The sequence below is a fragment of the bacterium genome, assembly GCA_018814885.1.
In the GTDB taxonomy this organism is placed as follows: domain Bacteria; phylum Krumholzibacteriota; class Krumholzibacteriia; order LZORAL124-64-63; family LZORAL124-64-63; genus JAHIYU01.
Genome location: JAHIYU010000105.1, coordinates 1 through 26,371 on the forward strand (window position 1 = coordinate 1; position 26,371 = coordinate 26,371).

21 protein-coding genes are annotated in these 26,371 nt (G+C 66.8%); 10 read left to right on the top strand and 11 right to left on the bottom strand.

The features are described from left to right. Positions 1 to 123 precede the first annotated feature (123 nt). Positions 124 to 1,995 carry a hypothetical protein gene (locus KJ554_06635; GenBank protein ID MBU0742006.1) on the top strand — a complete coding sequence of 624 codons (1,872 nt, stop codon included), beginning with the start codon at positions 124 to 126 and terminating at the stop codon, positions 1,993 to 1,995. 160 nt (positions 1,996 to 2,155) lie between these two features. Continuing rightward, on the top strand, positions 2,156 to 4,804 hold the full coding sequence (locus KJ554_06640; GenBank protein ID MBU0742007.1) for a carbohydrate binding family 9 domain-containing protein: 2,649 nt from the start codon (positions 2,156 to 2,158) through the stop codon (positions 4,802 to 4,804). Positions 4,805 to 4,840: 36 nt separating this feature from the next. Here the strand turns inward: KJ554_06640 and KJ554_06645 are convergent, their stop codons facing one another. The 3 genes from KJ554_06645 to KJ554_06655 all read right to left on the bottom strand — a co-directional run bounded on the left by KJ554_06645 (position 4,841) and on the right by KJ554_06655 (position 7,332). Next, on the bottom strand, positions 4,841 to 5,848 hold the full coding sequence (locus tag KJ554_06645) for a hypothetical protein (protein ID MBU0742008.1): 1,008 nt from the start codon (positions 5,846 to 5,848) through the stop codon (positions 4,841 to 4,843). Between the two features lie 27 nt (positions 5,849 to 5,875). Beyond that, positions 5,876 to 6,043 carry a hypothetical protein gene (locus KJ554_06650; GenBank protein MBU0742009.1) on the bottom strand — a complete coding sequence of 56 codons (168 nt, stop codon included), beginning with the start codon at positions 6,041 to 6,043 and terminating at the stop codon, positions 5,876 to 5,878. A 104-nt stretch (positions 6,044 to 6,147) separates the two neighbouring features. Beyond that, positions 6,148 to 7,332, bottom strand: a complete 1,185-nt coding sequence (locus KJ554_06655; GenBank protein MBU0742010.1) for a hypothetical protein — start codon at positions 7,330 to 7,332, stop codon at positions 6,148 to 6,150. 174 nt (positions 7,333 to 7,506) lie between these two features. On the opposite strand from KJ554_06655, the gene KJ554_06660 reads away from it, so the two are divergent. Beyond that, positions 7,507 to 8,262 (top strand): formylglycine-generating enzyme family protein, encoded by a 756-nt coding sequence (locus KJ554_06660; protein ID MBU0742011.1) that lies wholly within the window; start codon positions 7,507 to 7,509, stop codon positions 8,260 to 8,262. Positions 8,263 to 8,281: 19 nt separating this feature from the next. Here the strand turns inward: KJ554_06660 and KJ554_06665 are convergent, their stop codons facing one another. After that, positions 8,282 to 10,339: a PAS domain S-box protein gene (locus tag KJ554_06665; GenBank protein MBU0742012.1), complete on the bottom strand. Its 2,058-nt coding sequence runs from the start codon at positions 10,337 to 10,339 to the stop codon at positions 8,282 to 8,284. 72 nt (positions 10,340 to 10,411) lie between these two features. Here KJ554_06665 and KJ554_06670 point away from each other — a divergent pair, with 72 nt between their 5' ends. Then, positions 10,412 to 11,215 carry a phosphatase PAP2 family protein gene (locus KJ554_06670; protein MBU0742013.1) on the top strand — a complete coding sequence of 268 codons (804 nt, stop codon included), beginning with the start codon at positions 10,412 to 10,414 and terminating at the stop codon, positions 11,213 to 11,215. Here the strand turns inward: KJ554_06670 and KJ554_06675 are convergent. The 4 genes from KJ554_06675 to KJ554_06690 all read right to left on the bottom strand — a co-directional run bounded on the left by KJ554_06675 (position 11,115) and on the right by KJ554_06690 (position 15,672). Then, the gene (locus KJ554_06675) at positions 11,115 to 12,020 is read right to left on the bottom strand and encodes a radical SAM protein (protein MBU0742014.1); all 906 of its coding nucleotides are present in this window, start codon (positions 12,018 to 12,020) and stop codon (positions 11,115 to 11,117) included. The genes KJ554_06670 and KJ554_06675 overlap by 101 nt on opposite strands. 16 nt (positions 12,021 to 12,036) lie before the next feature. Further along, entirely contained in the window at positions 12,037 to 12,879 is an 843-nt protein-coding gene (locus KJ554_06680; protein MBU0742015.1) for a hypothetical protein, read from the bottom strand. Between the two features lie 246 nt (positions 12,880 to 13,125). Further along, positions 13,126 to 15,084, bottom strand: a complete 1,959-nt coding sequence (locus tag KJ554_06685) for a phosphoenolpyruvate carboxykinase (GTP) (protein ID MBU0742016.1) — start codon at positions 15,082 to 15,084, stop codon at positions 13,126 to 13,128. 159 nt (positions 15,085 to 15,243) lie between these two features. Beyond that, positions 15,244 to 15,672, bottom strand: a complete 429-nt coding sequence (locus KJ554_06690; protein ID MBU0742017.1) for a peptidylprolyl isomerase — start codon at positions 15,670 to 15,672, stop codon at positions 15,244 to 15,246. A gap of 204 nt (positions 15,673 to 15,876) precedes the next feature. Between KJ554_06690 and KJ554_06695 the strand changes: the two genes are divergently transcribed. Beyond that, positions 15,877 to 17,487 carry an Ig-like domain-containing protein gene (locus tag KJ554_06695; protein ID MBU0742018.1) on the top strand — a complete coding sequence of 537 codons (1,611 nt, stop codon included), beginning with the start codon at positions 15,877 to 15,879 and terminating at the stop codon, positions 17,485 to 17,487. A 74-nt stretch (positions 17,488 to 17,561) separates the two neighbouring features. Here the strand turns inward: KJ554_06695 and KJ554_06700 are convergent, their stop codons facing one another. After that, positions 17,562 to 18,287, bottom strand: a complete 726-nt coding sequence (locus tag KJ554_06700; protein ID MBU0742019.1) for a hypothetical protein — start codon at positions 18,285 to 18,287, stop codon at positions 17,562 to 17,564. Between the two features lie 206 nt (positions 18,288 to 18,493). On the opposite strand from KJ554_06700, the gene KJ554_06705 reads away from it, so the two are divergent. Further along, a complete protein-coding gene (locus KJ554_06705; protein ID MBU0742020.1) occupies positions 18,494 to 19,375 on the top strand; it encodes a hypothetical protein in 882 nt (293 codons plus the stop codon). 93 nt (positions 19,376 to 19,468) lie between these two features. Further along, complete coding sequence (locus KJ554_06710; GenBank protein MBU0742021.1) at positions 19,469 to 20,503, top strand: D-alanine--D-alanine ligase; 1,035 nt, start codon at positions 19,469 to 19,471, stop codon at positions 20,501 to 20,503. Positions 20,504 to 20,506: 3 nt separating this feature from the next. Here KJ554_06710 and KJ554_06715 read toward each other — a convergent pair whose 3' ends face one another. Then, positions 20,507 to 21,406, bottom strand: coding sequence for a hypothetical protein (locus KJ554_06715; protein ID MBU0742022.1), 900 nt, complete (start codon positions 21,404 to 21,406; stop codon positions 20,507 to 20,509). Between the two features lie 236 nt (positions 21,407 to 21,642). On the opposite strand from KJ554_06715, the gene KJ554_06720 reads away from it, so the two are divergent. Both KJ554_06720 and KJ554_06725 read left to right on the top strand, forming a co-directional pair. Further along, entirely contained in the window at positions 21,643 to 22,158 is a 516-nt protein-coding gene (locus KJ554_06720) for a hypothetical protein (protein ID MBU0742023.1), read from the top strand. Positions 22,159 to 22,269: 111 nt separating this feature from the next. After that, entirely contained in the window at positions 22,270 to 22,623 is a 354-nt protein-coding gene (locus KJ554_06725) for a hypothetical protein (protein ID MBU0742024.1), read from the top strand. A 63-nt stretch (positions 22,624 to 22,686) separates the two neighbouring features. Here KJ554_06725 and KJ554_06730 read toward each other — a convergent pair whose 3' ends face one another. Then, complete coding sequence (locus KJ554_06730; protein ID MBU0742025.1) at positions 22,687 to 23,880, bottom strand: NAD(P)-dependent alcohol dehydrogenase; 1,194 nt, start codon at positions 23,878 to 23,880, stop codon at positions 22,687 to 22,689. 26 nt (positions 23,881 to 23,906) lie between these two features. On the opposite strand from KJ554_06730, the gene KJ554_06735 reads away from it, so the two are divergent. Then, entirely contained in the window at positions 23,907 to 26,366 is a 2,460-nt protein-coding gene (locus KJ554_06735) for an AsmA family protein (protein ID MBU0742026.1), read from the top strand. The last annotated feature ends 5 nt before the right edge of the window (positions 26,367 to 26,371 follow it).

A 26,371-nucleotide genomic window follows, 5' to 3' on the forward strand; every position in this document is an offset into this window, starting at 1 on the left:
CATTCCATTACGACACCCTGCGATTCGATGCTAATCTTTTCTCAAGTTCCCCCCTCCGGAAACGAATAGCTATGTGGATTGTCATGTCGCGAGGGGAAGAACCGACCGGGAGTTGCGAGTCACATGAAATTCAGCGCCATCAAGCTCAAGTACCAGATGATGATCGTCCTCGGCGCGTTCAGCGTGGCGATCTTCGCCGGATTCATCGCCGTGAACATGAAGTACACGCGGCGGATCCTGCTCGAGGGCAGCTACGAGAAGGCCGTCGACCGCGTTAAGAGCACGTCGTACGCCATCGACGGCTTCTTCCAGGAGAAGGCCAAGGTGGCCTGGACGTTCGGCAAGGCGCCGTTCTTGCTCGAGTGGATGATCGACAACACCGAGCGCCGCATCGACCATACGCACGACGAGACGTACCAGGATCTGCTCGCCATGCTCCGCTGGCTCAAGGCCGCCGATCCGGAGCTCCAGTCGGTCTTCATGGCGTCGGGCATCACCGGGGAGTACTGGGACGAGCAGGAGCGGGATCCCGGCGACGACTACTACGTCTACAACCGGCCCTGGTACCAGTCGGTGATGGCGGCGGGAGAGCCGCTCTTCGACTTCAACATAGATCTGCTCGATCAGGTCATGTACATCTCGTACAACTACCCACTGTTCGCCCCCGACGGCGCCATGATCGGCGTGGCCGGCGTCGACATCAACCCCGCGGTCCTGCAGCAGCAGCTCAACAACCTCAAGATGTTCGACTCCAGCTCCGCCATGCTGGTACGCCATGACGGGATCATCCTCCACCATCCCGACATGACTAAGGCCCTCAACACCTCTATCACGGACGCGCCGGCGGTGGGCGAGACGCACGGTCTCGAAGAGGCGGCGCAACGCATGCTGGCCGGCGAGACGGGCATCGCGGACGTGGTCTACGGCGGCGAGGAACGGTTCTTCGTGTTCACGCCCATCGACCCGATCGACGCCATCCTGGTGCTGTCGGTCTCCAAGAAGGAGATCTTCGCCCAGTACAGCGACATCGTCACGCAGTCCCTGACCCTCATGGCCGTCGCCATCGGCCTGATGCTGATCGTCCAGTTCCTGTACACGCGCCGCACCACCAAGCCCATCGAGATGATGGCGGGTCTCTGCGAGTCGTTCGTCGGCGCCGGCAACGACAAGCGGTCCCGGAACGAGGATGAGATCTCGCTCCTGGGACGGACGCTGCGGGGCCTGAGCGATTACGTGGACGAGGTCACCGCTTCGTCCACGGACATCATGACCAACAGCCAGATGATCGCCTCGGACACACAGAAGCAGGAGTCGATGGTGCGCGAGGCCGCGGGCGCGCTGCAGCAGATGACCGCCCGGATCGACGTCTCCAGCGTGCAGGCCCGCGAAGCCGGCCAGACGACCCAGAAGGCCATGGCCTCGACCCAGTACGGCGTCGAGCAGATGAATCGCCTGGCGGAGGCCATGAACATGCTGCAGGGGTCGTCGAAGGAGATGATGGCGTTCATCGAGACAATCGAGGAGATCGCACTGCAGACCAACATGCTGGCCCTGAACGCGGCCATCGAGGCCGCCCATGCAGGCGACGTCGGCAAGGGCTTCGGCGTGGTGGCCGACGAGATACGTCAGCTCTCGCTGCGCAGTTCCGAGGCGGCAACCCGCATCGCCATGGTCCTCAACCGCACCGGAGAGGAGGTGCAACAGGGGGCGGGCATCTCCGGCGAGGTCATCGAGCAGTTCAACGATTTCTACCGGCAGGTCAACGAAGTGGGCAAGGTGATGCACAATATCGAGCACGTCACCCAGGAGCACACCGAGACCATCCACTCCGTGAACCTGATCATCGACGGCGTCTTCGAGATCACCCGCGGCAACGTGCAGAAGTCGGAAGAATCCGCGAGCGGCGCCACCCAGCTGGCCGACCGCGCCCTGACGATCCGGTCGATGCTGCCACGCTTCACCAACGCGAAGACGGCGCCGCAGAGGACGGGCTAGCCCGCGTTGTCCCGACGGGGCGCGGCCATCGCGGCGCAACGACGATGAGGGGCCGGCCGCGCCCGCTCAAACCATCTGCAACATTCCGACGTCTAATCGGGTAGTTACAACCTGCGCTCCCGGCCGGTTGTCCGAATTCCCCGTTAGATCGGATCCGATCATGCGAGTCCTCCTGATCCTGTCGCTGCTGGCCGGCGCGGCCGCACAATCCGCAGCCCGCAACGAGAACGCCCCGCCCCCCCCCCGCATCTATCGGACGGCCCGCGTGAACGGCGCGAAGCCGGTCCTGGACGGCCGCGTCGACGACCCCGCCTGGCATCACGTGGCGTGGTCGGGCGAGTTCGTCCAGCGCATGCCGGAGGATGGCGCAGCACCCGCGGCCCAGACCGAGTTCAAGATCCTCTACGACGACCAGGCCCTCTACTTCGGCTTCCGCATGCACGACGATCCGTCGCTGGTGCGCAGCCTGCTGGCCCGCCGCGACTGGTTTCCCGGCGATTGGATCGAGGTGAACATCGACAGCTACCACGACCAGAGGACGGCCTTCTCGTTCACGCTCAGCCTTTCCGGCACGCGCGGCGACGAGTTCGTCTCCAACGACGGCAACAACTGGGACGGCAGCTGGGACCCCGTATGGGAGGGCGCCACCCGCATCGACGAAGGGGGGTGGACGGCGGAGATGAGGATTCCCCTGAGCCAGCTGCGCTTCGACGGCGCGGAGGAGCAGGTCTGGGGCCTGCAGGTGCAGCGCCGCATCTTCCGCGAAGAGGAGCGATCGACCTGGCAACAGATCCCCAGGGACGTCTCCGGCTGGGTCAGCAACTTCGGCGAGATCCACGGCATCCGCAGCATCGAGCCGGCGCGGCGCATCGAGATCATGCCCTACTCCGTCGCCCGGACCGAGACCTTCGCGAAGATCGAGGGCGACCCCTACCGCGACGGCAACGCGTCGGACGTCGATATCGGCATGGACGGCAAGATCGGACTGAGCAGCGACCTCACCCTGGACTTCACCATCAATCCGGACTTCGGTCAGATCGAGGCGGATCCCTCCGAGGTTAACCTGACCGCCTTCGAGACATACTTCAGCGAGAAGCGGCCCTTCTTCATCGAGGGCGCGAACATCCTGGATCTGCCCCTGGCGCCGGCCATCACCGGCGGCCATTTCACGCGCGACCGGCTCTTCTACTCGCGGCGCATCGGCAAGCGTCCGGCCCACTCCCCTGACCTGGACGACGACGAGTACGCGAAGGCGCCCGGGAACACCTCGATCCTCGGCGCCGCCAAGCTGACGGGCAAAACAGCGGACGGCCTGTCCATCTGCATCCTCGAGAGCGCCACGGCCCTCGAAAGGGCCGCCGTGACCGGCCCCGCGGGCGAGAGCGAGACGGCCGTGGAACCGGGCACCAACTACTTCGTGGGACGCGCGATGCAGGACTTCCGCGACGGGGATACGGTGATCGGCGCCATGATAACCGCAGTCAACCGCGACATCGAGGATCCCCAGCTCGAGTTCCTGCGGCGCAGCGCCTACGCCGGAGGCGTGGACCTGCAACACTGCTTCCACGACCGCGACTTCCGTCTGGAGGCCCGTTTCTTCGGCAGTCGCCTGCGCGGCACCGCCGAGTCCATCGACGCGGCACAGACCGCCTCTGCCCGCTACTTCCAGCGTCCGGACAACGATCACACGGACTACGATCCTACCCGGACGACCCTGGGCGGCTCGGCCGGTTCGCTGCTGCTGACACGCACCGGCAACAACAGCAGCCTGATGTTCCAGACCGGCGCCGCCTTCCGCTCGCCGGGCTTCGAGATCAACGACATCGGCTACATGCGCCGCGCCGACGAGATCAACCAGTCGACCTGGGTGGGCTACACGCGGCGCAACCCCTTCTCGATCTTCAACTACTGGCAGCTCAACGGGAACCAGTGGCTGAACTGGGACTGGGGCGGCAACTTCCTCGGCGCCGCGGTCAACATGAATTCGAGCTGGGAGTTCAGGAACCGCTGGGGCGGCTACTGGGGCGTGTCCCGCACCTTCGCGCAGACGTCCAACACGGCCCTGCGCGGCGGGCCGTCGATGGAGTTGCCGGGCGACACGGAGGCGAGCTTCAACCTGTGGTCGGATTCCAGCAAGGACGTGCGCTCCAGCCTGGGCGGCTGGTTCGACAAGGGCGACGCGTCCTACTTCGACGTCTGGAACGGCTGGATCAGCCTCGCGGCGCGGCCGAGCAACGCGCTGCAGATCAGCCTCAACCCCGGCTTCACGCGCAACCTGCACGACATGCAGTACGTGGACACCGTCTCCCACGACGGCGAGGACCGCTACCTGTTCGGACACGTCGACCAGCGCACCTTCTCGCTGACCTTCCGGCTCGACTACTGCGTCACGCCCAACCTGACCGTGCAGTACTACGGCTCCCCGTTCGTCTCGTCCGGCAGCTTCGGCGCCTTCAAGCGCATCACCGACCCGCGGGCGGACGCGTACGCCGATCGTTCCCACGCCTTCGGCTCGGGCGAGATCGCCTACGACACCGTGGACGCCGTCTACGAGGTGGACGAGAACGGCGACGGCGCGGCCGACTACGAGATCGGCGATCCCGACTTCAACTTCCGGGACTTCAACTCGAACCTGGTGGTGAGATGGGAGTACGAGCCCGGTTCCACCCTGTTCGTGGTGTGGTCCCAGTCCCGCAGCGACTTCCTGTCCAGCGGGGCCTCCGACCTCGGGAACGATCTCGACGGGCTCTTCCGGGTGCACCCGCACGACGTGTTCCTGTTGAAGTTCAACCGGTGGTTCTCGCTGTAGGGACTGGCGTCCTCCCGTGCCCGGATAGTCCCGCGATCAGCCGCGCCGCTGCTCCTCGAGAAGCTGCTCGAAGCGGGTGAGCTGGTCCTGATAGCCCTGGTTTTCCGGCTGGAGCTCGACGGCCCGCTTGATGAAGTCGACGGCCTTGCCGCAATCTCCCATGGCGTTGCAGATCTCGGCCACGGTGTCGAGGATCTGGGCGCGGGACTCGTCGTCGGGCGCCAGTTCGACGCCCTTCAGGGCGAGCGCGAGCGCCTCCTCCAGGTCGACCCGGTTCTCGAAGCACCACCAGGCGAATCTGTTGAGCCGCCTCGGATCCTCCTGCCAGCCCTCGGGCATCGTGCCCCGCATCAGCTCGAGAGCTTTCTCGGGGTTCTCATCCACGATCAGGGCCGCGTCGACGGCCAGGTGCGCGCGCTGCCCGGTCAGGTCCTCGTCGGTCGCGTCCGCGCTCGCGGCCATGGCCGCCTGCAGGTACGGCGCGGCGCGCCCGGGCTCGCCGGCCGATTTGGCCACGTCGGTGATCATCGAGGCGAGGTTCAGCTTGTCCGCGACGTCCGTGTCCGCATGGTGGAAGGCGGGCTCCACCTCGGCCTCGATCTCGTCGAGGGTGAAGGCCTCGCTGTACGACCCGTAGTACATGTTCGTCAGGATGGACTCGGTGTACTCGGCGGCGTTGGCAGGATCCCTGGTGCGGGCGACCAGGAAGTAGTCCACGGCGCCCTCGAAGTCGTAGGACGTCGAGGCATGGTTGGCCAGCGAGAAGGCCAGGGCAGCCGTGGGCGCCTCGTCGTAGGCCGCGGTCTTGGCCGCGATGGTGCGACGGTCGGCGGCGCTGGACCTGGCGAACGAGGCCCAGGCCTCGGCCCCGCCGTAGCCGATGGTGCTGTCCGTGGTCTCGCCGGCGGCGTTGATCGCGATGAAGGTCGGATATCCTCTCACGCCGTACTTCTTGGCGATCTCGGGACCCTCTCCCTTCTCGCAGTCGATCTGCACCAGGACCACGTGGTTCAAGGCTTCCTTGATGACATCCGATCCGTTCACCTCACGGGCGAACACCTTGCAGCTGGGTCACCAATCCGTGTAGAAGTCGATGACCAGCGGCTTGTCCTCCTGCACCGCGCGGGCGAGCGACGACTTGAAGTCGCCGGGCTCCATGGCCGCCGCGGCGTGCGCGAGCACCAGCAGGACCAGCGTATGTGCCATCGACATGGCGCGGATTCGTTCGATGCGTTTCAAGTCGGACCTCCAGACGGGGGACATCGTGGCGGGAGTGAACGAGGGATAGTTTACAACATATCACGTATGATGTTCCCCGCCAAATGTCCGGCAAATGACAGGGGTCATTCCATCCGACCGCGGAAGCGATCCCGCAGAGAGCCGGCGTGGCGGGCGAAATCGGGCAGGGGGTCTTCCCAGCGGAAGAGCGACCACTCGGACCGCAGCACGTCCTTCAACCAGGAGCCGAGCCCCATCTCGCCCCTGCGCATCAGGGCGAGGCACGCCGACACGTCCTCCATCAGCAGCGCCGAGCCGCACCCCTCCCGGTAACGCAGGATCTCGGGCACCTCCTCGCCGAGGGCGTCGCGGTAGGCCATCATGGTCACGTCGACGCCGCAGCGCGCCGCGAACTCGTTGAAGGACCAGGGACGCGTGTTGACCTCGATGAGCCGGAAGTGGCCGTCACGCGGATCGCGCTTGAACTCCACCGAGAAGATGCCGCGGTATGGCATGTCCGCGAAGAGCTTGCGGATGGCGGCTGCGGCTTCCGCAACCGCCGCGAGGGGCTCGCTGATCATGTAGCTGCTGTCGCCGAAATCGGGCGGGTACATGCGTTTGCGTTGCCTGGCGAAGAGGGCCCGGATCCGTCCCCGCGCATCGATGAAACCGTCGACGAAGTGGTGCTGATCCGCCCCTCCGGGGACGTATTCCTGCAGCAGCACCTCGAGTCCGGCGTCGGCGATCTCCTCGAGCAGGCGGCTGGCCTCCGCCGCCGAACCGACGCGGAACGCCTTGCGCCCGAAGCGCAGGCGGAACGCCTGGCTGTCGCAGGGCTTCAGGAACCAGTCCCGGGGCTCGCCGCCCATGATGGATTCCAGGTCGCGCTCGCAGGCCACGGGCGAGGTGCTGGGCTGATGGATGCCGAGCCGGCCCAGGGTCGCGGACAGGGTCTTCTTGTCCGTGAGGATCGCGTGGGTCTCGCGTGAAGGGAGGCTGGTCAAGAAGCGCCTGCCGTTCGACTCGGCCCGGCCGACCACGGCGCGCGTCCAGTGATCGCTGCAGGGGATCAGGACCGCCTCGTCCAGGGGCAGCGCGCCCAGCAGGTCGTCCAGGCCGGCTGGCGAGGGGACTGGTATCGTGCCCGGGGGGAAATGGCGCGCCCAGCGCGACCTGGAAACGAAGTCCGGCTGTTCGGAGACCAGGCGCAGCGGGATCCCGTTGCGGCCGAGGCTGCGGACGACGCCCAGGGCGGTCAGGAATCCGCCGAACACGACGGCGGGAATGTCGGCCTTGCCAGTTCCGGACACCGGGATTCTCCCCCTTTTGTTCCGAGCCGATGCCGCCAATTGACACCTTAGCCGGCCATCGTGCAAGGTCTGATGCCACTTCGTCCCGCGAACACGGCTTGTGCTCGCGGAGCGCGACGCGATAAGGTAGCAAGGATCGCGCCGGACTCCTGTTCCCGTATCTGGAGGCATGAAATGAGCCGCATATGGGTGTTGACGGTCGTGCTGACGGTCGCCGCGTCGCTCGCCGCGGCCGCGGAGCCGCCCGAGGGCATGGTTTTGATACCAGGCGGCGCCTACGCCATGGGGATGCACGACGGCGAGGACAACCCCCTGCACGAGGTCGCCGTCTCGCCGTTCTACATGGACCGGACCGAGGTGACCAACGCCGGGTACCTGGCCTTCTGCGAGGAGACCGGGCGCGACCTGCCGGTCTTCTGGGGCATGGAGCTTTTCCGCTGCGGACCGGACTATCCGGACAACCCCATCGTGGGCGTCAGCCACTCCGATGCGATCGCCTACGCCGAGTGGGCCGGCAAGCGTCTGCCGACGGAGGCCGAGTGGGAGTTCGCCGCGCGCGGCGGGCTGGTGGGCAAGATGTTCCCCAACGGCGACGACGCCGATCCCCTCGCGGTCAATCACAAGGGGGCGGGATACGAAGGCACCCTGCCGGTCGGTTCGCTCCTGCCCAACGGCTACGGCCTGCACGACATGTCGGGAAACGTGCGCGAATGGGTGCTCGACCGCTACGACCCGGACTACTATCGCGAGTGCCCGGCCGAGAATCCCCAGGGGCCAGAGCAGGGACGCTTCCGTGTGATCCGGGGCGGCGGCTGGTACTCGGGGGCGTTCTGCAACCACATCGACCGCCGCAACGGCCTGCCGTCCAATTTCGGCGACTTCAACGTGGGCTTCCGGTGCGCGAAGGACGTGGAGACCGCGGCAGACTAGCCGGTACCGCCCAGCCGCGTCAGGAATCCAGCACCTCGCGCACCTTGCGCGCCAGGGTCTCCTTGGTGAAGGGCTTCTGGAGGAAATGGGTGCCGTCGTCCAGCACGCCGCGGTGCGCAATCACGTTCTCGGTATAGCCGGACATGTAGATGACCTTGAGATCCGGCATGTGAGCGCGCAGCTCGTCGAAGCAGGTCTTGCCGCTCATGCGCGGCAGGACCACGTCGGTGAGCAGCAGGTCCATCTCGGCGCCCTCCGCCCCGCCAAGACGGATCGCCTCGTCCGGGTGCGCCGCCTCGAGAACGGTGTACCCCAGGCGGGCGAGTATCCGGCGGGTGATGCGCCGCACCTCCTGTTCGTCCTCCAGCAACAGTATCGTCTCGCTGCCGGCGGGGGCCGTTCTTTCCCTCTTCGCGGCGGAGGCGCCCGCGGGCGTCTCGCTGGACGGCAACAGGATCTTGATCGTCGTCCCCCTGCCCAGCTCGGAGTACAACTCGATCGAGCCGCCGTGCTGCTTGACGATGCCGTAGACCGTGGAGAGCCCGAGACCCGTGCCCTGTCCTGTATCCTTGGTCGTGAAGAAGGGCTCGAAGACCAGCTTCTGGGTCTGCTCGTCCATGCCCTGGCCCGAGTCGCTGACCGCCAGCATCACGTAGCTGCCGGGCCGCGTCTGCAGGTGGTTGCGGTGGTAGGTTTCGTCCAGCTCCACGTTCTGCGTCTCGATGGTCAGCTTGCCGCCCGTGGGCATGGCGTCCCGCGCGTTGACGGCCAGGTTGAACAGGATCTGTTCGATCTGTCCGGGATCGAAGTTGGTGGGTTTCAGGTCGCGATCGGGCATCACGAGCAGGTCGATGTCCTCGCCGATCAGCCGGCGCAGCATGATCTCGGCCCTGGCCACGGCCTCGTTGATGTCGATGTCGCGGGGATCGATGATCTGCTTGCGGCTGAACGAGAGCAGCTGGCTGGTCAGGTCGGCCGCCCTGCGGGCCGCGCGTCCGATATCGGCGATGTCCCGACGCGCCGGATCCGACAGGGACACGGATTCGAGCAGCATGTCGCCGTTGTTGATGATCACCGTCAGCAGGTTGTTGAAGTCGTGCGCGATGCCGCCCGCCAGGCGGCCGATGGCCTCCATCTTCTGCGACTGCAGGAGCTGCTCGCGGAGAACCTCGCGTTCCCGCTCGGCCTCCCGTCGGTCCGTGATGTCCTCGCCCGAGCTCAACGTCCCGATGATCCTGCCCGCCGCGTCGCGCAGGTAGGTGTTGCGCCAGGCGATCAGCCGCATCCCGCCCGCGCGCGTCTGGACGTGGTTCTCGAACGCCTCGAGCGCCTCCAGTTCGCCGTTCATGATGCGCGAGAAGACCGTCTTCACTTCGGCGCGGCTTGCCGCGGGTATGCAGCACTCGAACCAGTTGCGGCCCAGCAGCTCATCCTCGCGGCAACCCAGGAGCGAGAGGGCTTTCCGGTTGGCGAGGGTCACCTCGCCCTCGCGATCCAGGGCCACGAGCATCACCGACGCGATGTCGAGGTACTGCTGCACCCTGTCCCTCTCCGCGCGCAGGGTGTCCTCGGCCCGGCGCAGTTCCGAGATGTCGACGAAGGTGATGATGACCTCGGCGGGTTTCCGGCCGTCCCCCTCGAAGACCGGCTCCGTGTTGACCAGCAACCAGCGGGTTCCGGCGGGGTCGTCGGCGAACAGGCCGCGGACCTGGTTGCGCAGGGGCTTGCCGGTCCGCAGGGTGATCATGGAAGGATGATCCTCGCCGGGCACGGGCGTGCCGTCCGCCAGGCTCATCCGCCACGCGGGATCGGTGCTTGACATCGCGACGGGATCGCCGGCGAGCGGCGGCAGGATCTCGGCGGCCATGCGGTTGGCGTACACGATCTCGCCGTCGGCCCTCTGAACGATTATCCCGGCCTGGACGGCGTCGAACATCCGGCGATAGCGGCTCTCATCCATCATTCCGATCACCGTTCCGGCGTCATTCGAGTGGGCGAGCTGCTGCCTGTCCAGGTGCAAGCCGCGGGTCGCGGGGCAGGTCGAGTGGAAACGCGAGCCGCGGGTCTGGACCGTCATCCAGTCTGCGCGATAATCATCTGGTTTACAAGTGGGTATCCCTGTGCGGATGATGGACTCCGGAGGTCCGCGATGTTCCGCGACCGTTGCTCTAAGATTCTCGCATACGCCATTCTACCGCTGTCGAGCCTGCTCAGCTACGGCCTGCTCGATCGCCGGATCGCGTATCTCTGCGCGGAGATCCCCGACTCCGTGATCGACGTGCTCGGTCCCATCACGGATTTCGGCAGGTCGCAGGGGTATCTGATAGGCGGCGCGCTGGCGGCGCTGGTCTTTCGCTTCGTTCTCAAGCAGCCCCGGTTGCTGACGGCCGCCGTGCTCCTGGTCTCGTCCGTCGCCCTGTCGGGGATCGCCACCAACGTCCTGAAGCTCCTGGTCGGGCGCAGCCGCCCCTACAACCTGCTGCGCCACGACGAGTACGGCTTCGTGCCTTTCAAGATCGACTACGCCTACAATGCGTTCCCGTCGGGCCACACGGCCACGGTCGTCGCCGTCGCGCTCAGCCTCTCGTTCGCCTTTCCCCGCTGGCGCATCCCCCTGTTCAGCGTCGGCGCGGTCGTGGCGTCGACGCGCATCCTCATGAACCACCACTTCCTGAGCGACGTGATCATGGGCATGGTGCTGGCGATCGCGATCACCTCGACGATGGCACGCTGGACGTCGTGCCGGACCTGGGGACTGGCCGGGATGATCACGGATCTCGACGAGTGGCCCGCCCGGTCCCTGCCGGGCTACCGGTCCGCGCGCGGTCCGGACTCTCGAGGACGGGGACGGCTCACCCGGCGCCCGGACCGTAGACCTGCCGCGGACAGAGCTGCTCGGGGAACCGGTCAAGCAGCCGGCAGCGCACCAGATAGCAGAGGTGGCAGTCGCTGACGTAGTCCTCGCCCTCCGGCAGGCCGTACCGCTCGGCCAGCGCGGCCGGGCCTCCCTGCAGCAACGGTCCCACGATGGGGTGGGCCGACGGGTCGTAGGCGGCCATCACCTCCGCCAGGGGCGTCCGCCAGATGTTGCCTATGGACACGCCCTGACAGACGAAGACGTTGCCGAAGGGATCGAGGTGCACGCGCGACGGGCTGGCCAGTTCCTCGCCCGTGCACTCGGTGAAGCAGGAGAAAGGCCGCCGCGGCAGGCCCGCGGCGAGCTTCTCCACAGCGCGGCCCTTGAGCAGGACGTCCCCGCCGACGACGGGCTCGCCCTTCGTCTGTCCCGGCCATGCGAGGGCCGCCGGAGCCTCGATGCAGATGCTGTCGGCGGCCAGGCCCAGGTTCCGCGCCGCCTCCCTCGCCCGGCGGGCGGGGCTCCGCCCGGGGTCCTCGCAGTGGAAGGCGTCGTCGGAGACCGAGAGCGAATCCAGCCCGGCCTCGCGCAGCGGCGCCAGCCACAGCTCGGCGTCGCGCACCGTGGTCGCCCAGTAGCAATTCGTCACGAGATGACAGGACAGGCCGCGACTCTTGCCCAGGCGCACGGACGCCTCGAGCAGCGGATAGTAGAGGAAGGGTTCGCCGCCCTCGAAGAACAGCTCCTCCACGCCCGCGCCGTCGGCCTGGGCGATGGCCGTCTCCACCTGCTCCAGCGTGAAGGTGCCCTCGGCGGAGGGGCCGCAGTACAGGAAGCAATGATCGCATTCGTAGAGGCAGGTGTAGGTCAGCAGGACGTGCAGGCCCTTCAGATCGCCCACGGCGCATGCCCCCGGATCATTGATAGACGGTCTTTACCGTTCCCCAGCTCGCCTTCTCCGTGGGAACGACCGTGAACGTGTGGGGGGACGGGCCGATCCCGCTGCCGAAGCTCACCAACACCCCCCAACTGTATGTCTCCACCACCCAGGTCCCTCCGGTCACGTTGATCCCCGTGCTGCCGAAGCACGTGTTCACGTAGGTATGGAGCGTGATCCCCCAGGTGCCGTGGGAATAGACGAAGGGGAAGTCGGGCGTGAAGGTCTGGCTGTTGCAGGGCAGATCGTCCCGGCAGAGTTCGTCTTCGTCGGGAGGGTCCAGACAGATCACCGGCCTGGCCGTTTCGGGAGCGTAGCTGCACGGATCGCCCCCGACGTAGCTCCACGCGATCTGAAAGGGATTGGGATCGGGATTCGTGATGATCTCGCCGTTCGCGGGCGACATGATCTCGGCCACCGGCGGGAAGTCATCCGCCTGGAAGGCCGTGAAGGTGATCTCCGCTACGGCTTCGAGCGGCAGGCCCTGGTCGAAGACCACCGTCCAGGGCGCCGACATCGCCGACTGGGCCGCGGCCAGGCCGATGCCCCAGTAGAGGGCGGCGAATTCCTCGTTCTCCTGGGCACTGAACCCGTCGCCCGACCAGGCCAGCTCGAAGGTCCTGTCGGGTGTCGTGAGATGGCAGGTGGTAGCGCCGACCTTGTTCGCGGCGAAGAAGAGCACGTATTCGTAGGCGCTTTCCGGCGACGGGCGGTAGCGCCCCGCGCCCATCTCCAGTTCGTTTCCGCCGGCACCCGCAGGCGACGGGCAGAAGGCCGCGATGGCGATCAAGACCCGCGATAGCATAGTGAGTCCCTGCTTCATCGGATGATCCCTCCTGTGGTGCCGGGCGACGGTATGCGAACGGAGTCGAACTAGGTCCGATGCGATCGGATAAGAACGCCCCCCTGCGCCCGGTCGGCCACACGACACTAGCATCACCGGTTGCGAGCGGTCAACCGCGTCGCCGGGCCGGTCCTCGGTCGCTGCGGGAATCGCGTCGTGGCTCCCATACGACGGCGCCCGGCTCGGGGGAGCCGGGCGCCGTCTCTCGTCCAATCCGGGCGTCGTCTAGCCGAGCTGGTCCGGCATCACGACCGCGCCGAACTTCTTCTTCAGCGCCTTCAGTCCCTTCTCCCACTCGGCGTAGACCTTGAACAGCTGCTTCGGCAGCTTCTCCTCCTTGCCGAAGGCCTCGCGCTGCAGGTCGATCCGCTTCAGGATCAGGTCCACGTAGATCGAGAACTGCTTGTCGTACAGATCCTTCGGGTACTTCTTGCCGATAGTCTCAGCGAAGGTCTCCTTGAGCTCCTCGTACCTGGGGATGAAGCCGATGGGCGTCTCGATCCCCTCGTAGTCGCCGTGAGCGAAGCGGGCCAGCCAGGTCAGCCAGGCCTTCACGTCGCGCTTCTCGCCCAGCAGCTTGGCGCCCTCGCCGCCGCGGGCCCTATGGGTCAGGAAGTAGTTCAGGCCGGCGAGGACCGGACGGCCCTTCTTGCTGTACTTGTCGCTGCCGAAGAACTTGAACTGGACGCGCATGTAGTCGGCCAGTGCGCCGGGGATGAAGGGGGCGTTGGCCCAGGGCTGCCGCTTCACGCCGCTGGCGCCCACCTCGGTCGCCGTGGCGGCCGAGACGATCGAGGCGCCGATCACCACGCCGTGATCCGAGTTCTTGCCGACCCAGACGGGAGGCATGGTGTCGGCGTCGCGGCCGGAGTAGGTAACGACCTTGACCGGCGCACCCTTGGGGGACTCGCCCACCTCGGGACTGTAGTTGCCGATGGCCTTGCCGCGCAGCGTGCAGCGCGCGTTCGGGTGGGAGATGGGGATCTCCTTGCCGTTCTTGTCGGTCTTGCCCTCGAACCACTCGCCCTGGAAGTTCACGCCCTTCTTGGGGTGTTTCTCGCCGTTTCCCATCCAGTGGGGCACGCCCTTGTCGTCGATCAGGACGTTGGACCAGATGACCTCGGTCCCCTTCTCGCGCAGGCACTTCATCAGGTAGGGATCGCCCTCGCGGTTCACGTCGGCGACGATGCCGAAGATGCCCTGCTCGGGGTTGATGGCGCGCATCGTGCCCCGGCCGTCGATCCACATCTGGGCCAGGTCGTCGCCGATGAACTCGGTGCCGGCCATGGCCGTGGTGGTCTTGCCGCAGCCGCTCGGGGCGGCGCCGGCGAACCAGGTGATCCGCCCGCTCTTCTCCTTCATGCCGGTGATGAACATGTGCTCGGAGAGCTCCTCGCCGCCCCCGTAGTATGTGGCCAGGTCCACGGCGAAGCGGTGGTTGCCCTTCTTGAGCAGCAGCGTGTTGCCGGCGTAGGTGCAGAAGGTGCTGAAGGTGGTCAGCCAACTGCGGTCCATGAAGACGCGGGCGTTGGGCAGATCCTCGGGTCGGTTCTGGCCCTCGCTGTGCACGTTGGTCAGCAGGTAGCCGGCCTTCTTGACCTGCGCGTCGAAGCGGTCGTAGCAGTGCCGGTAGAGCATGTCGCCGGAGTGCATGACGTAGGTCGAGGAGGTGATCTCCAGGGCGGGCAGCGCCATCTTGGCGCCGGCCGGGCCGCGGCTGAAGAAGCCGACGAACATGGTCTTGCCCTTCATGATGCCCGTCATGTGGGTCTTGACGTATGCCAGGGCATCCGCGCGGGACATCTTGTTGCCCAGGACGCTGACCGGCTCGCCCTCGTTGATGATGTAGTAGGTACGGTCGACGATGCGGCCCTGCTCCTCGGGCAGATCGTAGTGGATCGTGTGATCCTTCATGGCGAGGGGCTTCTCCTCGCCCTTCGCCAGGCTCATCTCCCGGACAGCCGCCATGTCCTTGGGCGACCCGGTGGTGATGAAGACCTTGTCCGGTTGGCACATCGCGATGGCGTTGGCGATCTTCAGGAGGGCCTCTTTGTTCTTGATCTTCTCGAGCCTCGCCAGGTGCTTCTTGTCGAGCTTCTCCTTGAACAGCCTTCTCGCCTCGTCGATCGACTGGATGCCGCCCACGTGCGCGAGGATGTCGACACCCTTCTTCAGCTTCAGCATCGCTGCCTCCTTAGACCTCTAAACCCATCCCCGCGGCCCGGCCGGACACGCCACGCTTCACCGAGCGGGGCCGGGCGGCGGAAACCTAATCGAAGACCGGAAATCAGGAAGCCAACGATAACAGCCGGGAGGCCGGGTCTCAAATCGATTCTGCGGTTTTCAGCCCACCTCCACCATCTCGATCTCGAAGCCGAGGGTCAGGCCGGCCAGCGGATGGTTGCCGTCGAGGGTCACCGCGTCGCCTTCGAGCGCGACCACCGAGACCATGTAGGTCTCGCCCTCGGGCGACTGAACCTGCAGGGGCATCCCGACCTCCAGCTCGATGTCCTCGGGGATCTGGGAGCGTTCGATGGGCTGCACCATGCTCTCGTCGCGCTCGCCGAAGGCCTTGTCCGGCCCGAGGGTGATCTCCTTGGTGTCGCCGGGCGCCATGCCGATGGCGGACTCCTCGAACCCCTCGATGGTCCTGCCCTCGCCGATCGTGAATTCCAGGGGGTTCCGTTCGCGGGAGGAGTCGAAAACCGTACCGTCCTCGTACCTGCCCGTGTAGTGGATCTTGACCGTGCTGCCGTTTTCCGCTCTCGCCATCGTTAGCTCCTTGATTGTGGCTGGCCGTCACGGGAGCCAACATAATAATCGAACAGCTCGTTGCACGGAATTTATCGGAGAATCGCCGCGTGTCGTCGGTGAGGGCCCGATGCGATCAACATCATCGGTGCAGCAAGGCTCAAGACTCCCCCCGAGCGGCCGATCTTGAAAAGGGTAGGTCCCTGACGGCTCCGGAGGTGTCCCGTGCTGCTGCAAAGACGATGGCCGGCTTGCGTCGCGCTCGCGATTATCGTTTCCCTCGCCCTCGTTTCCTGCTCGGGAAGCGGCGGTGGCGACGACGGGGGAAGCACGACCGGGCCGGGCGACGTCACGCCGCCCAGCGTGGTCTCGGTCAGCCCCGCGGCTGGAGCTGCCGACGTGGACGTCGGTACGACCCTCGTGGTGACCTTCTCGGAAGCGATCGACGCGTCCTCGGTCGGCGCCAATACGATCCAGCTGGCGCTCGGCGCGGCCAAGGACGCACCGGTCGCGGGAACGCCGGCGGTCGACAACGACCACCTCGTGTTCAGCCCGGACGCGGATCTGGCGCCGTCGGTGACCTACCTGGCGGAGATCGGCGTCGACGTCACGGACATCGCCGGGAACCACCTGGCGGATGCCTACGCGTGGACCTTCATGACGGCGGCCCCTCCCCAGGCGCCGCTCGACGTGCCGCTGGCCCAGGGCAACGCCTGGCTCTACCACGGGGAATCGTCCGCCTCGGTGTGGTCGCAGTACGGATACTCGTCGTCCAGCTCCGAGGAGCTGCGGGTGCTCTTCGTCGAGGGTCCCGTCTCCCACGCCGATCGCGACGGCTGGCTCGTGCGCAGCTACACGCTCGACCAGACCATGACCACGGAAATCGCCCTGCGGTCGGAGTTCTTCTACCTGTGCGGCGACGCGGACGGTCTGTACCGGGCGGAGCCGGACGATGGCGCCTGGCTGAACGTGATCCTCTTCACCTATCCCACGTTCGACGACAGCGCGTTCCTGCTGGCCGACGGGCCGGCCCATTCCGACGGCACCACGTTGTCGGCGAGTTCGATCCAGGTGCCCGCGGGCGCCTTCGAGACGCTGCGCATCGAGCACGCGTATTCGAGCACCGGGCCCTACGCGCCCGAGGACATCTTCGAGACGCGGCGCGAGCACTACGCCGACGGCGTGGGCCTCGTGCACGCGAGCTGGGACTACAGCTTCGACGACAGCGACCCGTCGGGCATCGACATCACCGCCCAGGGCTACGCCGAACTCCTCGACGTCCCGGGCGGTCCTGCGCTGCCGTATCTTGCCGCCGAGCAGGAGCCCAACGACGACCACGGCCCGACCGCGGCCCAGTCCCTGGGTCCCTTCGCCGTCGTCTCGGGGACCGTCCACCACGACGACCCGGGCGCCGTGATCGACGACGCCGACGTCTACTGCCAGCTCGCCGAATGCGTCCTGCCCGACGTCAACGGCGTCGCGAAGCTGGAGGACTGGTACCTCGTCGACGTGGCCCAGGCGGGGCAGTATCGCCTCGACCTCGTGTTCGAGCTCTACGACAGCGCCCACCAGGTCTGGAACGACCTGGACCTGTACGTCTTCCAGGATCTCGGGGACGGCACCGTGGCCTACGCCATCCGCGCCGACGACGAGGCGGGCAACCCCGAGTGGGTCGTCTTCACCTGGATGCCGGCGGGACGCTACTACGTGGCCGTACAGGCCTGGGACACGCCGGCCGGCGCCGTCCCCTACGCCCTGTCCATGAGCGAGCAGGCGGTGCCCGTGAAGCTCGGCAGAGCGGCGGGGGCGCGAGGCTCGGCCTCGTCGGGGAAGTGAGGTGCCGGCCGGGAGACGCACGGTTCCCGCCGACATGAAGAATGTTCCCTGCCCCGACGTCCGCGGGGCGGGGACTACCGCTCGAACACCCTCTTGATCCCGCCCCAGCTCATCTCGTCCGCCGACACGGGCGAGTGCGAGTAGATCTTCACGTAATCGACGTGCGTCAGGACGCCCGCCTGCGAACCCTCCAGGGTGAGGTAGCCGCCGCCGAAGAGCGTCGCCTCGGTCGCCTCGAGCAGGGGCGAGAGCGCTTCCTCGGTCGGGCCGACCTCGAGCGTGAGGTGCGCGCCCTCCTTGGTCAGGACCCAGACGTTCCAGACGCCGATCCCGAAGGCGTATTCCGTGCCGTCCAGGCCGGTCGGCACGCCGTCGAGGTACATGCGCAGGGACACCGAACCGTATCCTCCCCCGACGCCGTTGCCGTTGAGAAAGAGACCCAGGACGCGGGTGGGCGGAAAGACGCCCGCGTCCTCCGAGAGCAACACCTTGGTCCAGCCGCAGGTCTCGGCCTTGTCGAGGCGGACGACGATCCGGTAGTCGTCGGGCAGTTCCAGGCCGTACTGCACGTCGGTGGGGGCGGGCGAATCGTATCCGCACCCGCACTGCGACTTGAAGGTCAGCTGGTCGCCGCCGACGGACACGTAGCCGCAGGGATCGCCCGGCACGACCCATCCGGTCCAGTCGTCGCCCAGGTCTCCCCGGTCGAATTCATCGTAGACGTTCAGGTACCACTCCTGGGACCAGCCGCAGGTTGCCATTGCGAGGACGCAGATCATGATCAAGGTGCAGGTTTTCATTGTGACCCCCCAGGGACGACTGGAAATCTTTCCCGCCACACGTGCGGGCTCGGTTTATTACCATACCACAAATGAGAGATCCATGTCACCCCCCCCCTGCCGGCGACCCGCATCGATTGACCATCGCGCCGAGAAGTGAGATCGTGGGGAATGCCATCGTTGATCTCGCGCGGATCGAACGGACACCCGGGAAGGCTGCGGATCACATGCCGAAGACCGCCTACCTCATCGACACCATGGCCTACGTGTTCCGGAGCTACTACGGCATGCGCAGCATGTCGGCCCCGGACGGCACGCCCATCAACGCCGTCTTCGGCCTGGGCATGACGCTGCAGAAGCTGCTGCGCGACCACCGGCCAGAGCTGGCGGCCTGCTGCTTCGACGCGGGGGCCAGGACCTTCCGCAACGACCTGTTCCCCGCCTACAAGGCGAATCGCAGCAAACCTCCCGAGGATCTGATCCCCCAGTTCGACCTATGCCGCGAACTCGTCGCGCGCATGGGCTTCGCCGTCGCCATCACGCCGGGCTACGAGGCCGACGACCTGATCGCGACACTGTCGACACGCCTGCGCAGCCGGGGGTACGAGGTGGTCATCGTCACCGGCGACAAGGATCTGGCCCAGCTGCTGGAGCCCGGCGTGAGCATCTACAACCTGGCGAAGAACGACTGGTGGAACGCGGAGCGGATGCCCGGCAAGCTGGGCGTACGCGCCGACCAGGTGGCCGACCTGCTGGCGTTGACCGGGGACGTGGCGGACAACATACCCGGCGTGCGCGGCGTGGGGCCCAAGGCGGCCACGGCGCTGCTGTCCGAGTTCGGCGATCTCGGCGCCATCTTCGACGATCTCGATCGGGTGGAGACATTGCCGGTGCGCGGCGCAAAAGGCCTGCGCAGGAAGCTCGAGGTAGGACGCGAAGAGGCGCTGCTCAGCCGGCGGCTCGTGCAACTCGACCTCGACGCGCCCTGCGACCTGGTCCTCGACGACCTGCGATACCGCGGCGCGGTGTCCGCCGAGCTCGACACCTTCGCCGAGACCTGGGGCCTGCACCGAGTGGCCGACAAGACGCCGCGGATCGGAAGCGCCTGACCGCCGTCCGATCTACCGGTAGCCTTTGATGTCATCGTCGCGTGTACGTTGCGGTTACAATCACGGGCGACGCATCAACGAAGGTGAATCCACATGCGCATCTGCCTGCTGACCACCCAGGATCTCGACACCGAACCGTTCCCCAAAGACGACTGGCCCTGCGATCCGCGACCCTTCCTGCCGGACGACACCTGGCACGTGGCGACACTGAAGAAGAAGACCTCCGTCATGCAGGTCACGCGGCTGGTGCGGGACGGCTTCGACCTCTTCTTCAACCTGTGCGACGGGGCGGCCGACCAGGACGTACCGGGCATCAAGGTCGTCCGGGTCCTGGAGGAATATGGCGTCCCTTTCACGGGCGCCACCTCGGAGTTCTACGAGCCGTCGCGGGAGGACATGAAGCGGGCGTGCCGCGACCTGGGCCTCGACACGCCCTCCTACGTGCTCGCCCGCAGCGAGGCGGACGTGGCGCGCGCCGCCGCCGCGCTCCGCTTCCCCCTGTTCGTCAAGCACTACAGCAGCTACGCGAGCGTCGATCTGAGCCGCCACTCCCGCGTCCGGGGCCCCGCGGGCCTGCGGCGGCAGACCCGCAAGATGCTGACCCGCCACGGCGCCGCCCTGATCGAGGAGTTCATCGACGGGGTCGAATGCACGGTCCTCGTCGCCGAGAACCCCGACGACCCCCTGCACCCCAGGACCTACACCCCCATCCAGTACCGCTTCCCCGCGGGGGAGAGCTTCAAGCACGCCAAGCTGAAGTGGGTGGACTACGACAAGCTCTCCTCGTTCCCGGTCGCCGACCCGGCGCTGGCGGCGAGGCTCAGGGAGGCTTCGGCGCGCTTCTTCGTGGCGCTCGGCGGCGCCAGCTTCGGCCGCTGCGACTTCCGCGTGGACCGCGCCGGCACGCCGTACATGCTGGAGATCAATCCCAACTGCGGCGTCTACTACCCGCCGACCGATCCGGGCAGCGCCGACATATGTCTCGCCCACGACCCGGAGGGTCACGCGGGTTTCACGCGCCGGCTGGTGACCGCCGCGATGCGCCGGCACAAGTTGCGGACAAGATCGGCGGACAAGACGGGCGCTACGGGGGATCGAGCCGCCCAGGGTCCGGATCGACCGGCGTGACCGTCAGCGGAACATGGCCTTGACCGCGCCCCAGCTCGCCGCGTCCGCCTCCACCGGAAGCCGGGTGAGCACGAGGGTGTTCGTCTCCACCACGACGCCGAGGAGCGCCTCCCACTCCGGCGGGCAATCGTTCTCCCCGCAATCCATCCAGGCATAGGGGATCGATTCCTCCAGCATGTCCACCGGGCCTAGGCCCGGTACGTAGTGGACGTGGCCGACGGTCTCGCCGCGAACGGATCCGATCACGCCGCCGTACTCGTCCGTCGCGACCTGGATGCCGAAATCGATCAGGTAGTCCATCTTGAGCGCATCATCGAACGAGCCGGCCGGGGTCGCGACGGTGGCGTCGATCGCGGCCACCGTGCCGTGCAGGTAGATGTCGTCCGCCAGCTCCGGGACGAGCTGCATCGAGAACGTGGCGCCGACTGTGAGGTCGTCCTCCATGTACAGCCAGGTGCGATGGGGCCACTCGTCCTGCCACATCTCGATGTCGTCCGCGGTCTTCATGAAGTAGCCGCCGTGCAGGAACAGGGGCCACCACGCTGACCGTGACGCGCCGCCGTATCGCCTCTCGATCTCCTCGCGCAGATCCGGGCGCGCCCTCCAGATCCTCAACAACAGCGGCGGCAGGGCGGGCGGAGCGTTTCGTCCGGGCCGCGGCACGGAAGCGTGCTCCGCGAGCAGGACCTGGGCCTCCCCCCCGGGCGTCATGGCCGTCCCCGCTAGTTGCAGGTGCGCCGGCGACGTGAAATCGATGTCGCCGTCGTGGTCGAAGACATGGAACCGATACTCCCACCGCATGCCGTCCTCGTCGGGCCACAGTGAATCCATGGTCGGCTGGCCGAATGACGCCGCGGCCGCCATCAGGATCGCGGCGGCGGCGAGCGCCCTCGATAACCTCATGAGAAACCCCCCTCGTGAATCATCGACGCAGGTAGAACCGTCCGGTTATCATAGCATATCGGGAGGTTGGTGGACGTCGATTCTCCGCGGGTGTGTTTACACCCTCGGGCTTCACCCGCGCTCTGCGAGAATCCGGCTGACGGGCAGGAAAAGGGAAACGAGCAACCTTCAGCCGGCACTCGCGTATCGAGCCGAGCGCGATCCGCGATTTTCAGGGCAACGACAGGAACGTGACGGTGAAGGCTCTCTCGTACTCGAGCATGCCGGGAAGCGGTTTCCTGGGCGGCCTGACGTACGGACACTGGCTGGAAGAAGATCTGGCCCTGACGATCACTGTCGGGGCGATGGCTCTGGAAGCCGAAACCCGCGTGACCGTCTCCGGCACCTCGGCCCATGCCGCCGCGGTCGGCTCGTTCCTGCTGGGTCTCAGGCATTATTTCTCCTCATCAACCGGCAGATCGCCCGTCAGGCCGTATCTCGGTGGCGGTGTGGGCATCTATCGCGGGAGTCAGGATGACGTGATATCGGGAACGACGGTCCTGGCGACCTCCCGGCAGGAAACCGCTTTCGGTGGCCGACTCGCTGTCGGGAGCGACTTCCTCCTGAGCCGCCACTTCTTGACGGGGCTCGCGGCCGGCTACAACCTCATGACCGATTTCGAGGCGCCGATCGGCGGGAGCCGGAATTACGGCGGTCCGGAAATGAGCCTTGATCTCAGCTACCTGTTCGGAAGCGGCGCTGCGGACGAATAGAACGACTGGTTGCAGACAAACAGCTGCGGACATGATATCGTCCCGGCGCGTGGAGTGGGCTCGATGATGATCGGATGATCGTCACCGGACATCGAGAGAGGGAGTTGCGATATGACCCGGGCGCCCAGCCACACCTCCAGGAGCACCGTCAAGAGCATCTGGCAGGAATACCGCATCTATGACGACCGCGTCGAGTTCGACACGCATTTCGGGATGATGACCGTTCCGTTCGCCCATATCAAGCGCATCGACGTGTCCGAGTCCGAGGTCGAAGGGCTCCTCAAGGGCGACCTGCACCTGAAGGGGTTCCGGCCCGCGCTGAAGCTGGACTGGGCCAACTTCCTGGAACACGTCGTGCTCGACAAGAACAAGGGTCACATCCGACGCGTGCTCTTCACGCCGGAGGACCCCGAGACGTTCAAGGCGGCGCTCGACGCGGCGCTGGCGCTGTATCGGGAGCGGTAGTCGCCCCGTGTTCCCTGAATATGCCGCCCCCAACGAATTCCGATGAGCAGTGGCTCCTGTCGATCACCCGCTCAAGACGATCCGGTAGCGGGTCCGTCCGCTCCTCAGCCGCTCCAGGGCCTCGTTCACCTGATCAAAACGGTACGTCTCGATAACGGGCTCGATGTGGTGCCGGGCCGCGAACTCGAGCATCCGGGCGATGGTCGCCGGACTGCCGACCGGTGAGCCGGACACGGAGCGCTGCCCCACGATCAGGGGAAATACGCCGAGATCCAGCGGCTCGAGCGTCGCGCCGACGAAATGCAGGCGGCCCCGGGGACGCAGGGCCGCGACGTACGCGTTCCAGTCCAGCTTGACGTTGACTGTGGAGAGAACCAGGTCGAACCGGCCTGCCGACGCGCTTATCGCCTCCGCGTCGCGCGAGTCGACGGCATGATGGGCTCCCATCTCCAGGGCCTCCTCCCGCTTGGCGTCGGTCGAGGTGAAGGCCGTCACCTCGCAACCCCAGGCGCGCAGGAATTGGAGGGCCATGTGCCCCAGACCGCCGATCCCGATGACCCCGACCCTGGCGGTCGGCTTAACGTCGAACTGGATCAGGGGGTTGAAGACCGTGATCCCGCCGCAGAAGAGCGGCCCGGCGCTCCGGGCGTCGAGGCCCTCCGGCAGCGCGACCACGCTGGCGGCATGGGCGCGCACCCGCTCCGCGAAGCCACCGTGACGGCCGACGATCGTCCCCTGGGCCGCCGCACACATGTTGTGGTCGCCAGCGAGACAGGACGGGCAGGTCAGGCAATAGCCCGCATGCCAACCCAGTCCGACCCGGTCGCCGACGCGGACGCCGGTCGCCTCGTCTCCCGCCTTCGCGACGGTGCCGATCACCTCGTGACCCGGCACCAACGGGAACCGGGTCATCCCCCATTCGTTGTCGAGCATGCTCAGGTCGCTATGGCAGATGCCACAGTGTTCGACATCTATCTCCACCTCGTGTCGTCCCAGCGGTCCCGGATCGTATTCGTAAGGTTTCAGTTCGCCGCCGACCTCGGATGCCGCGTATGCCTTGATCACGCCGTTGCCTCCCTGTGTGATTGGCTTGTCTCGTCGATCGCACAATATCGCTGCATCTGGGAGGAACGGGTATACCTTGTCCCGTATCGGCCGGCGCGGAACACCCGGGAAACGGAGGCCGAGGCCCCTCGGTCGAGTTTCCCGCCGTGACCGCTTGCGGATCGGCGGCCCGGTGATACAATCTGCCCGCATTCCTCACCCCCAGCCGGGTGGTAACCATGAAGAAGCTGCTGAAGATCCTCGGCTGGACCGCCGGCTCGCTCGTGGCGCTGGTGATCCTGCTCGCCGTCGGCCTGCGGCTGTTTTTGCCCATGGAAAAGCTGCGGGATCTGGCTGTCGCGCGCGCCTCGGCCGCCCTGGGACGCGAGGTGACGGTCGAGGACGTGCGGGTGTCGCTGCGCGGCGGGCTCGGGATCCAGCTGACCGGCGTGAGCATCGGCAATCCCGCCGGTTTTCCCGAGGGACGCCTGCTGACGGCAGGGAACATGGATCTCAAGCTGCGGCTGCGGCCCTTGTTCTCGCGACAGGTGCACGCCGACAGGCTCGTGATCAACGCCCCGAACATCTCCCTGGTCAAGCTCGGCGACGGGCGGGACAACTTCACCTTCGCGCCGGCGGAATCCGGCGGCCCGGCGGCCGGCAGCGCCTCCCCCGGGAACACCGGTGCAACTCTCGACCTCGAACGGTTCGAATGCAACGGCGGAGCCTTGAGTTTCCGGGACGAGGCGGCCGGCACAGGATTTGCGCTCACCGGGCTGCGCCTGGACTGGTCCGTGACCGACGCCGGCGGCGGGCAGCTCGACTCCCGCGGCGGAACGAGCGCCGACAGCCTGATAATCACCGGGGAGCGGCCGCTCGCGATCGGACCGTTGACCCTGAACCACACGGCGCGCATCGATACGGGGCGCAAGCGGCTCATCCTGGCCAGGAGCGGGTTGGCCGTGGCCGGCCTGGATTTCGCAGTCACCGCCGAGATCGATTACGATCCGGGAGCCCCGGTCACCCGGGCCGAGATCGACGGCGGAGCCCTCGACCTTGCCGCCGTCCTGGCCCTGGCGCCCGCGGACAAGGCGGCGGCGCTGGACGGTGTCAAGGCGAACGGGATTCTCGATCTGCGGATGACCATCGCCTTCGACCAGGCGCTGGACGATCCCCTGAGCGCCGCAGGATCGCTCGAGCTCAGCGGCGGCCGACTGGAGTTGCCGGACATCCCCGAACCCATCACCGAACTGGCCGCCGCGGTCGCCTTCGACCTCGACACCCTGCACGTGACGACCTGCAAGGCGAGAACATCCGGGGCGGATCTTGCGTTCGCCGGGAAGGTGACGGGCCTGAGGCAGCCGGCCGAGGCGAAGATCGAGGGCACCGTCAAGGTGGTCGCCGACCTGGCCGGCCTGCAGGTCTATCTGCCCGCCGAGCGCAAAGCGACGCTGGCCGGCAGGGCCACCGGGTCGGTCACGCTGGCCGGCCGCCTGGACAGCCCGCGCGATCTGCCGGCCGGCGGCGAGATCACCGTCACCGATCTCAGCTACCGCGACGCCAACATCTTCGAGCCCGTGACAGACCTGGACGCCACCGTGACTTTCGGGCCCCGCGACGTGACCATCAAGAGCTGCCGGGTGCGGCTGCAGCCCAGCAACTTCACACTGAGCGGCGTGGTGCGGGGGCTCGTGCCCGCGCTGACGGCCGAAGCGGCCGCCAGACCGCATCTGGATTTCAGCCTGGACGCGCCGCTCCTCGACGTCGACAACCTGTTCCCCGCCGCCTGCCCCGGCGCCGCCCCCCGGGGAACGGCGGCCGAGGCTTCGCGCGCCCCCGTGATCCGGGAGTTCCCCGACTTCACGGGTTCGGGCACGGTCGCCATCGCCAACCTGATCTACGGAGGGGTGAACTTCACCGGCATCACCGGCAAGGTGGCCATCGCCGACCGCACCGTGACGGTCAGCGAGGCGACCGGTGCGGTCTTCTCCGGACGCGTCACCGGCCAGACGGCGGTCGACCTGCAGGACATGAAGACCCCCGGATACCGGGGGAGTTTCGCCGCCCGTGGCGTCCAGGCCGATTCGCTGCTCAGCCGGTTCACCCCGCTGAAGGGCCACGTCTTCGGCGCCCTGGATTTCAGCGGATCTTACGCGGCGGCGGGCAAGGATCCCGCGGCCTTCCGGCGCTCGCTGACCCTGGACGCCCGGAGCGCCATGACCCAGGGCCGGCTGGTGACCTCGGGCGTGATCCAGCAGGGGTTGAACACCCTGGCCGTGAAGCTCGGACGCACTTTCGACAAGGAGGAGAAGCTGAAGGATATGGCCGGCACGGTGAAGGTGGCCGGCGAGCGCGTCCACTTCGACCGGTTCACCAGCGAGATGCCGGGCCTGGGCGCATTGACCATCGGCGGCAGCTACGGCTTCGCCGGCGATCTGGATTTCCGGGGCGACCTGCTGCTGACCGAGGAGAACTCGCGCAAGCTGCTGCGATCCACGACAGGCGGCCTGCCCGGTGCGCTCGGCAACATCCTGGGCAAGAAGGACCAGGCCGTGCCGCGCCTGAGGCTGCCGGTGAAGATCGGCGGCGCCTTCACCCGGCCCGATGTCGCTTTGGACTTTTCGGCCCTGGCCGAGACCGCCGGTCAGGAGGTCGTCGATGAACTGAAGGGAAAACTGGAGGGGCTGTTCAGGAAGTGAAGGGA

Excerpts from the sequence above, each read along its gene's own strand:
- KJ554_06665 (MBU0742012.1), bottom strand. The coding sequence starts at position 10,339 with ATGACGGTCCAGACCCGCGGCTCGCGTTTCCACTCGACCTGCCCCGCG.
- KJ554_06685 (MBU0742016.1), bottom strand. The coding sequence starts at position 15,084 with ATGCTGAAGCTGAAGAAGGGTGTCGACATCCTCGCGCACGTGGGCGGC.
- KJ554_06670 (MBU0742013.1), top strand. The coding sequence starts at position 10,412 with ATGTTCCGCGACCGTTGCTCTAAGATTCTCGCATACGCCATTCTACCG.
- KJ554_06660 (MBU0742011.1), top strand. The coding sequence starts at position 7,507 with ATGAGCCGCATATGGGTGTTGACGGTCGTGCTGACGGTCGCCGCGTCG.
- KJ554_06730 (MBU0742025.1), bottom strand. The coding sequence starts at position 23,880 with ATGCGGGCAGATTGTATCACCGGGCCGCCGATCCGCAAGCGGTCACGG.
- KJ554_06640 (MBU0742007.1), top strand. The coding sequence starts at position 2,156 with ATGCGAGTCCTCCTGATCCTGTCGCTGCTGGCCGGCGCGGCCGCACAA.
- KJ554_06710 (MBU0742021.1), top strand. The coding sequence starts at position 19,469 with ATGCGCATCTGCCTGCTGACCACCCAGGATCTCGACACCGAACCGTTC.
- KJ554_06705 (MBU0742020.1), top strand. The coding sequence starts at position 18,494 with ATGCCGAAGACCGCCTACCTCATCGACACCATGGCCTACGTGTTCCGG.
- KJ554_06725 (MBU0742024.1), top strand. The coding sequence starts at position 22,270 with ATGACCCGGGCGCCCAGCCACACCTCCAGGAGCACCGTCAAGAGCATC.
- KJ554_06715 (MBU0742022.1), bottom strand. The coding sequence starts at position 21,406 with ATGAGGTTATCGAGGGCGCTCGCCGCCGCCGCGATCCTGATGGCGGCC.
- KJ554_06680 (MBU0742015.1), bottom strand. The coding sequence starts at position 12,879 with ATGAAGCAGGGACTCACTATGCTATCGCGGGTCTTGATCGCCATCGCG.
- KJ554_06700 (MBU0742019.1), bottom strand. The coding sequence starts at position 18,287 with ATGAAAACCTGCACCTTGATCATGATCTGCGTCCTCGCAATGGCAACC.
- KJ554_06635 (MBU0742006.1), top strand. The coding sequence starts at position 124 with ATGAAATTCAGCGCCATCAAGCTCAAGTACCAGATGATGATCGTCCTC.
- KJ554_06690 (MBU0742017.1), bottom strand. The coding sequence starts at position 15,672 with ATGGCGAGAGCGGAAAACGGCAGCACGGTCAAGATCCACTACACGGGC.
- KJ554_06735 (MBU0742026.1), top strand. The coding sequence starts at position 23,907 with ATGAAGAAGCTGCTGAAGATCCTCGGCTGGACCGCCGGCTCGCTCGTG.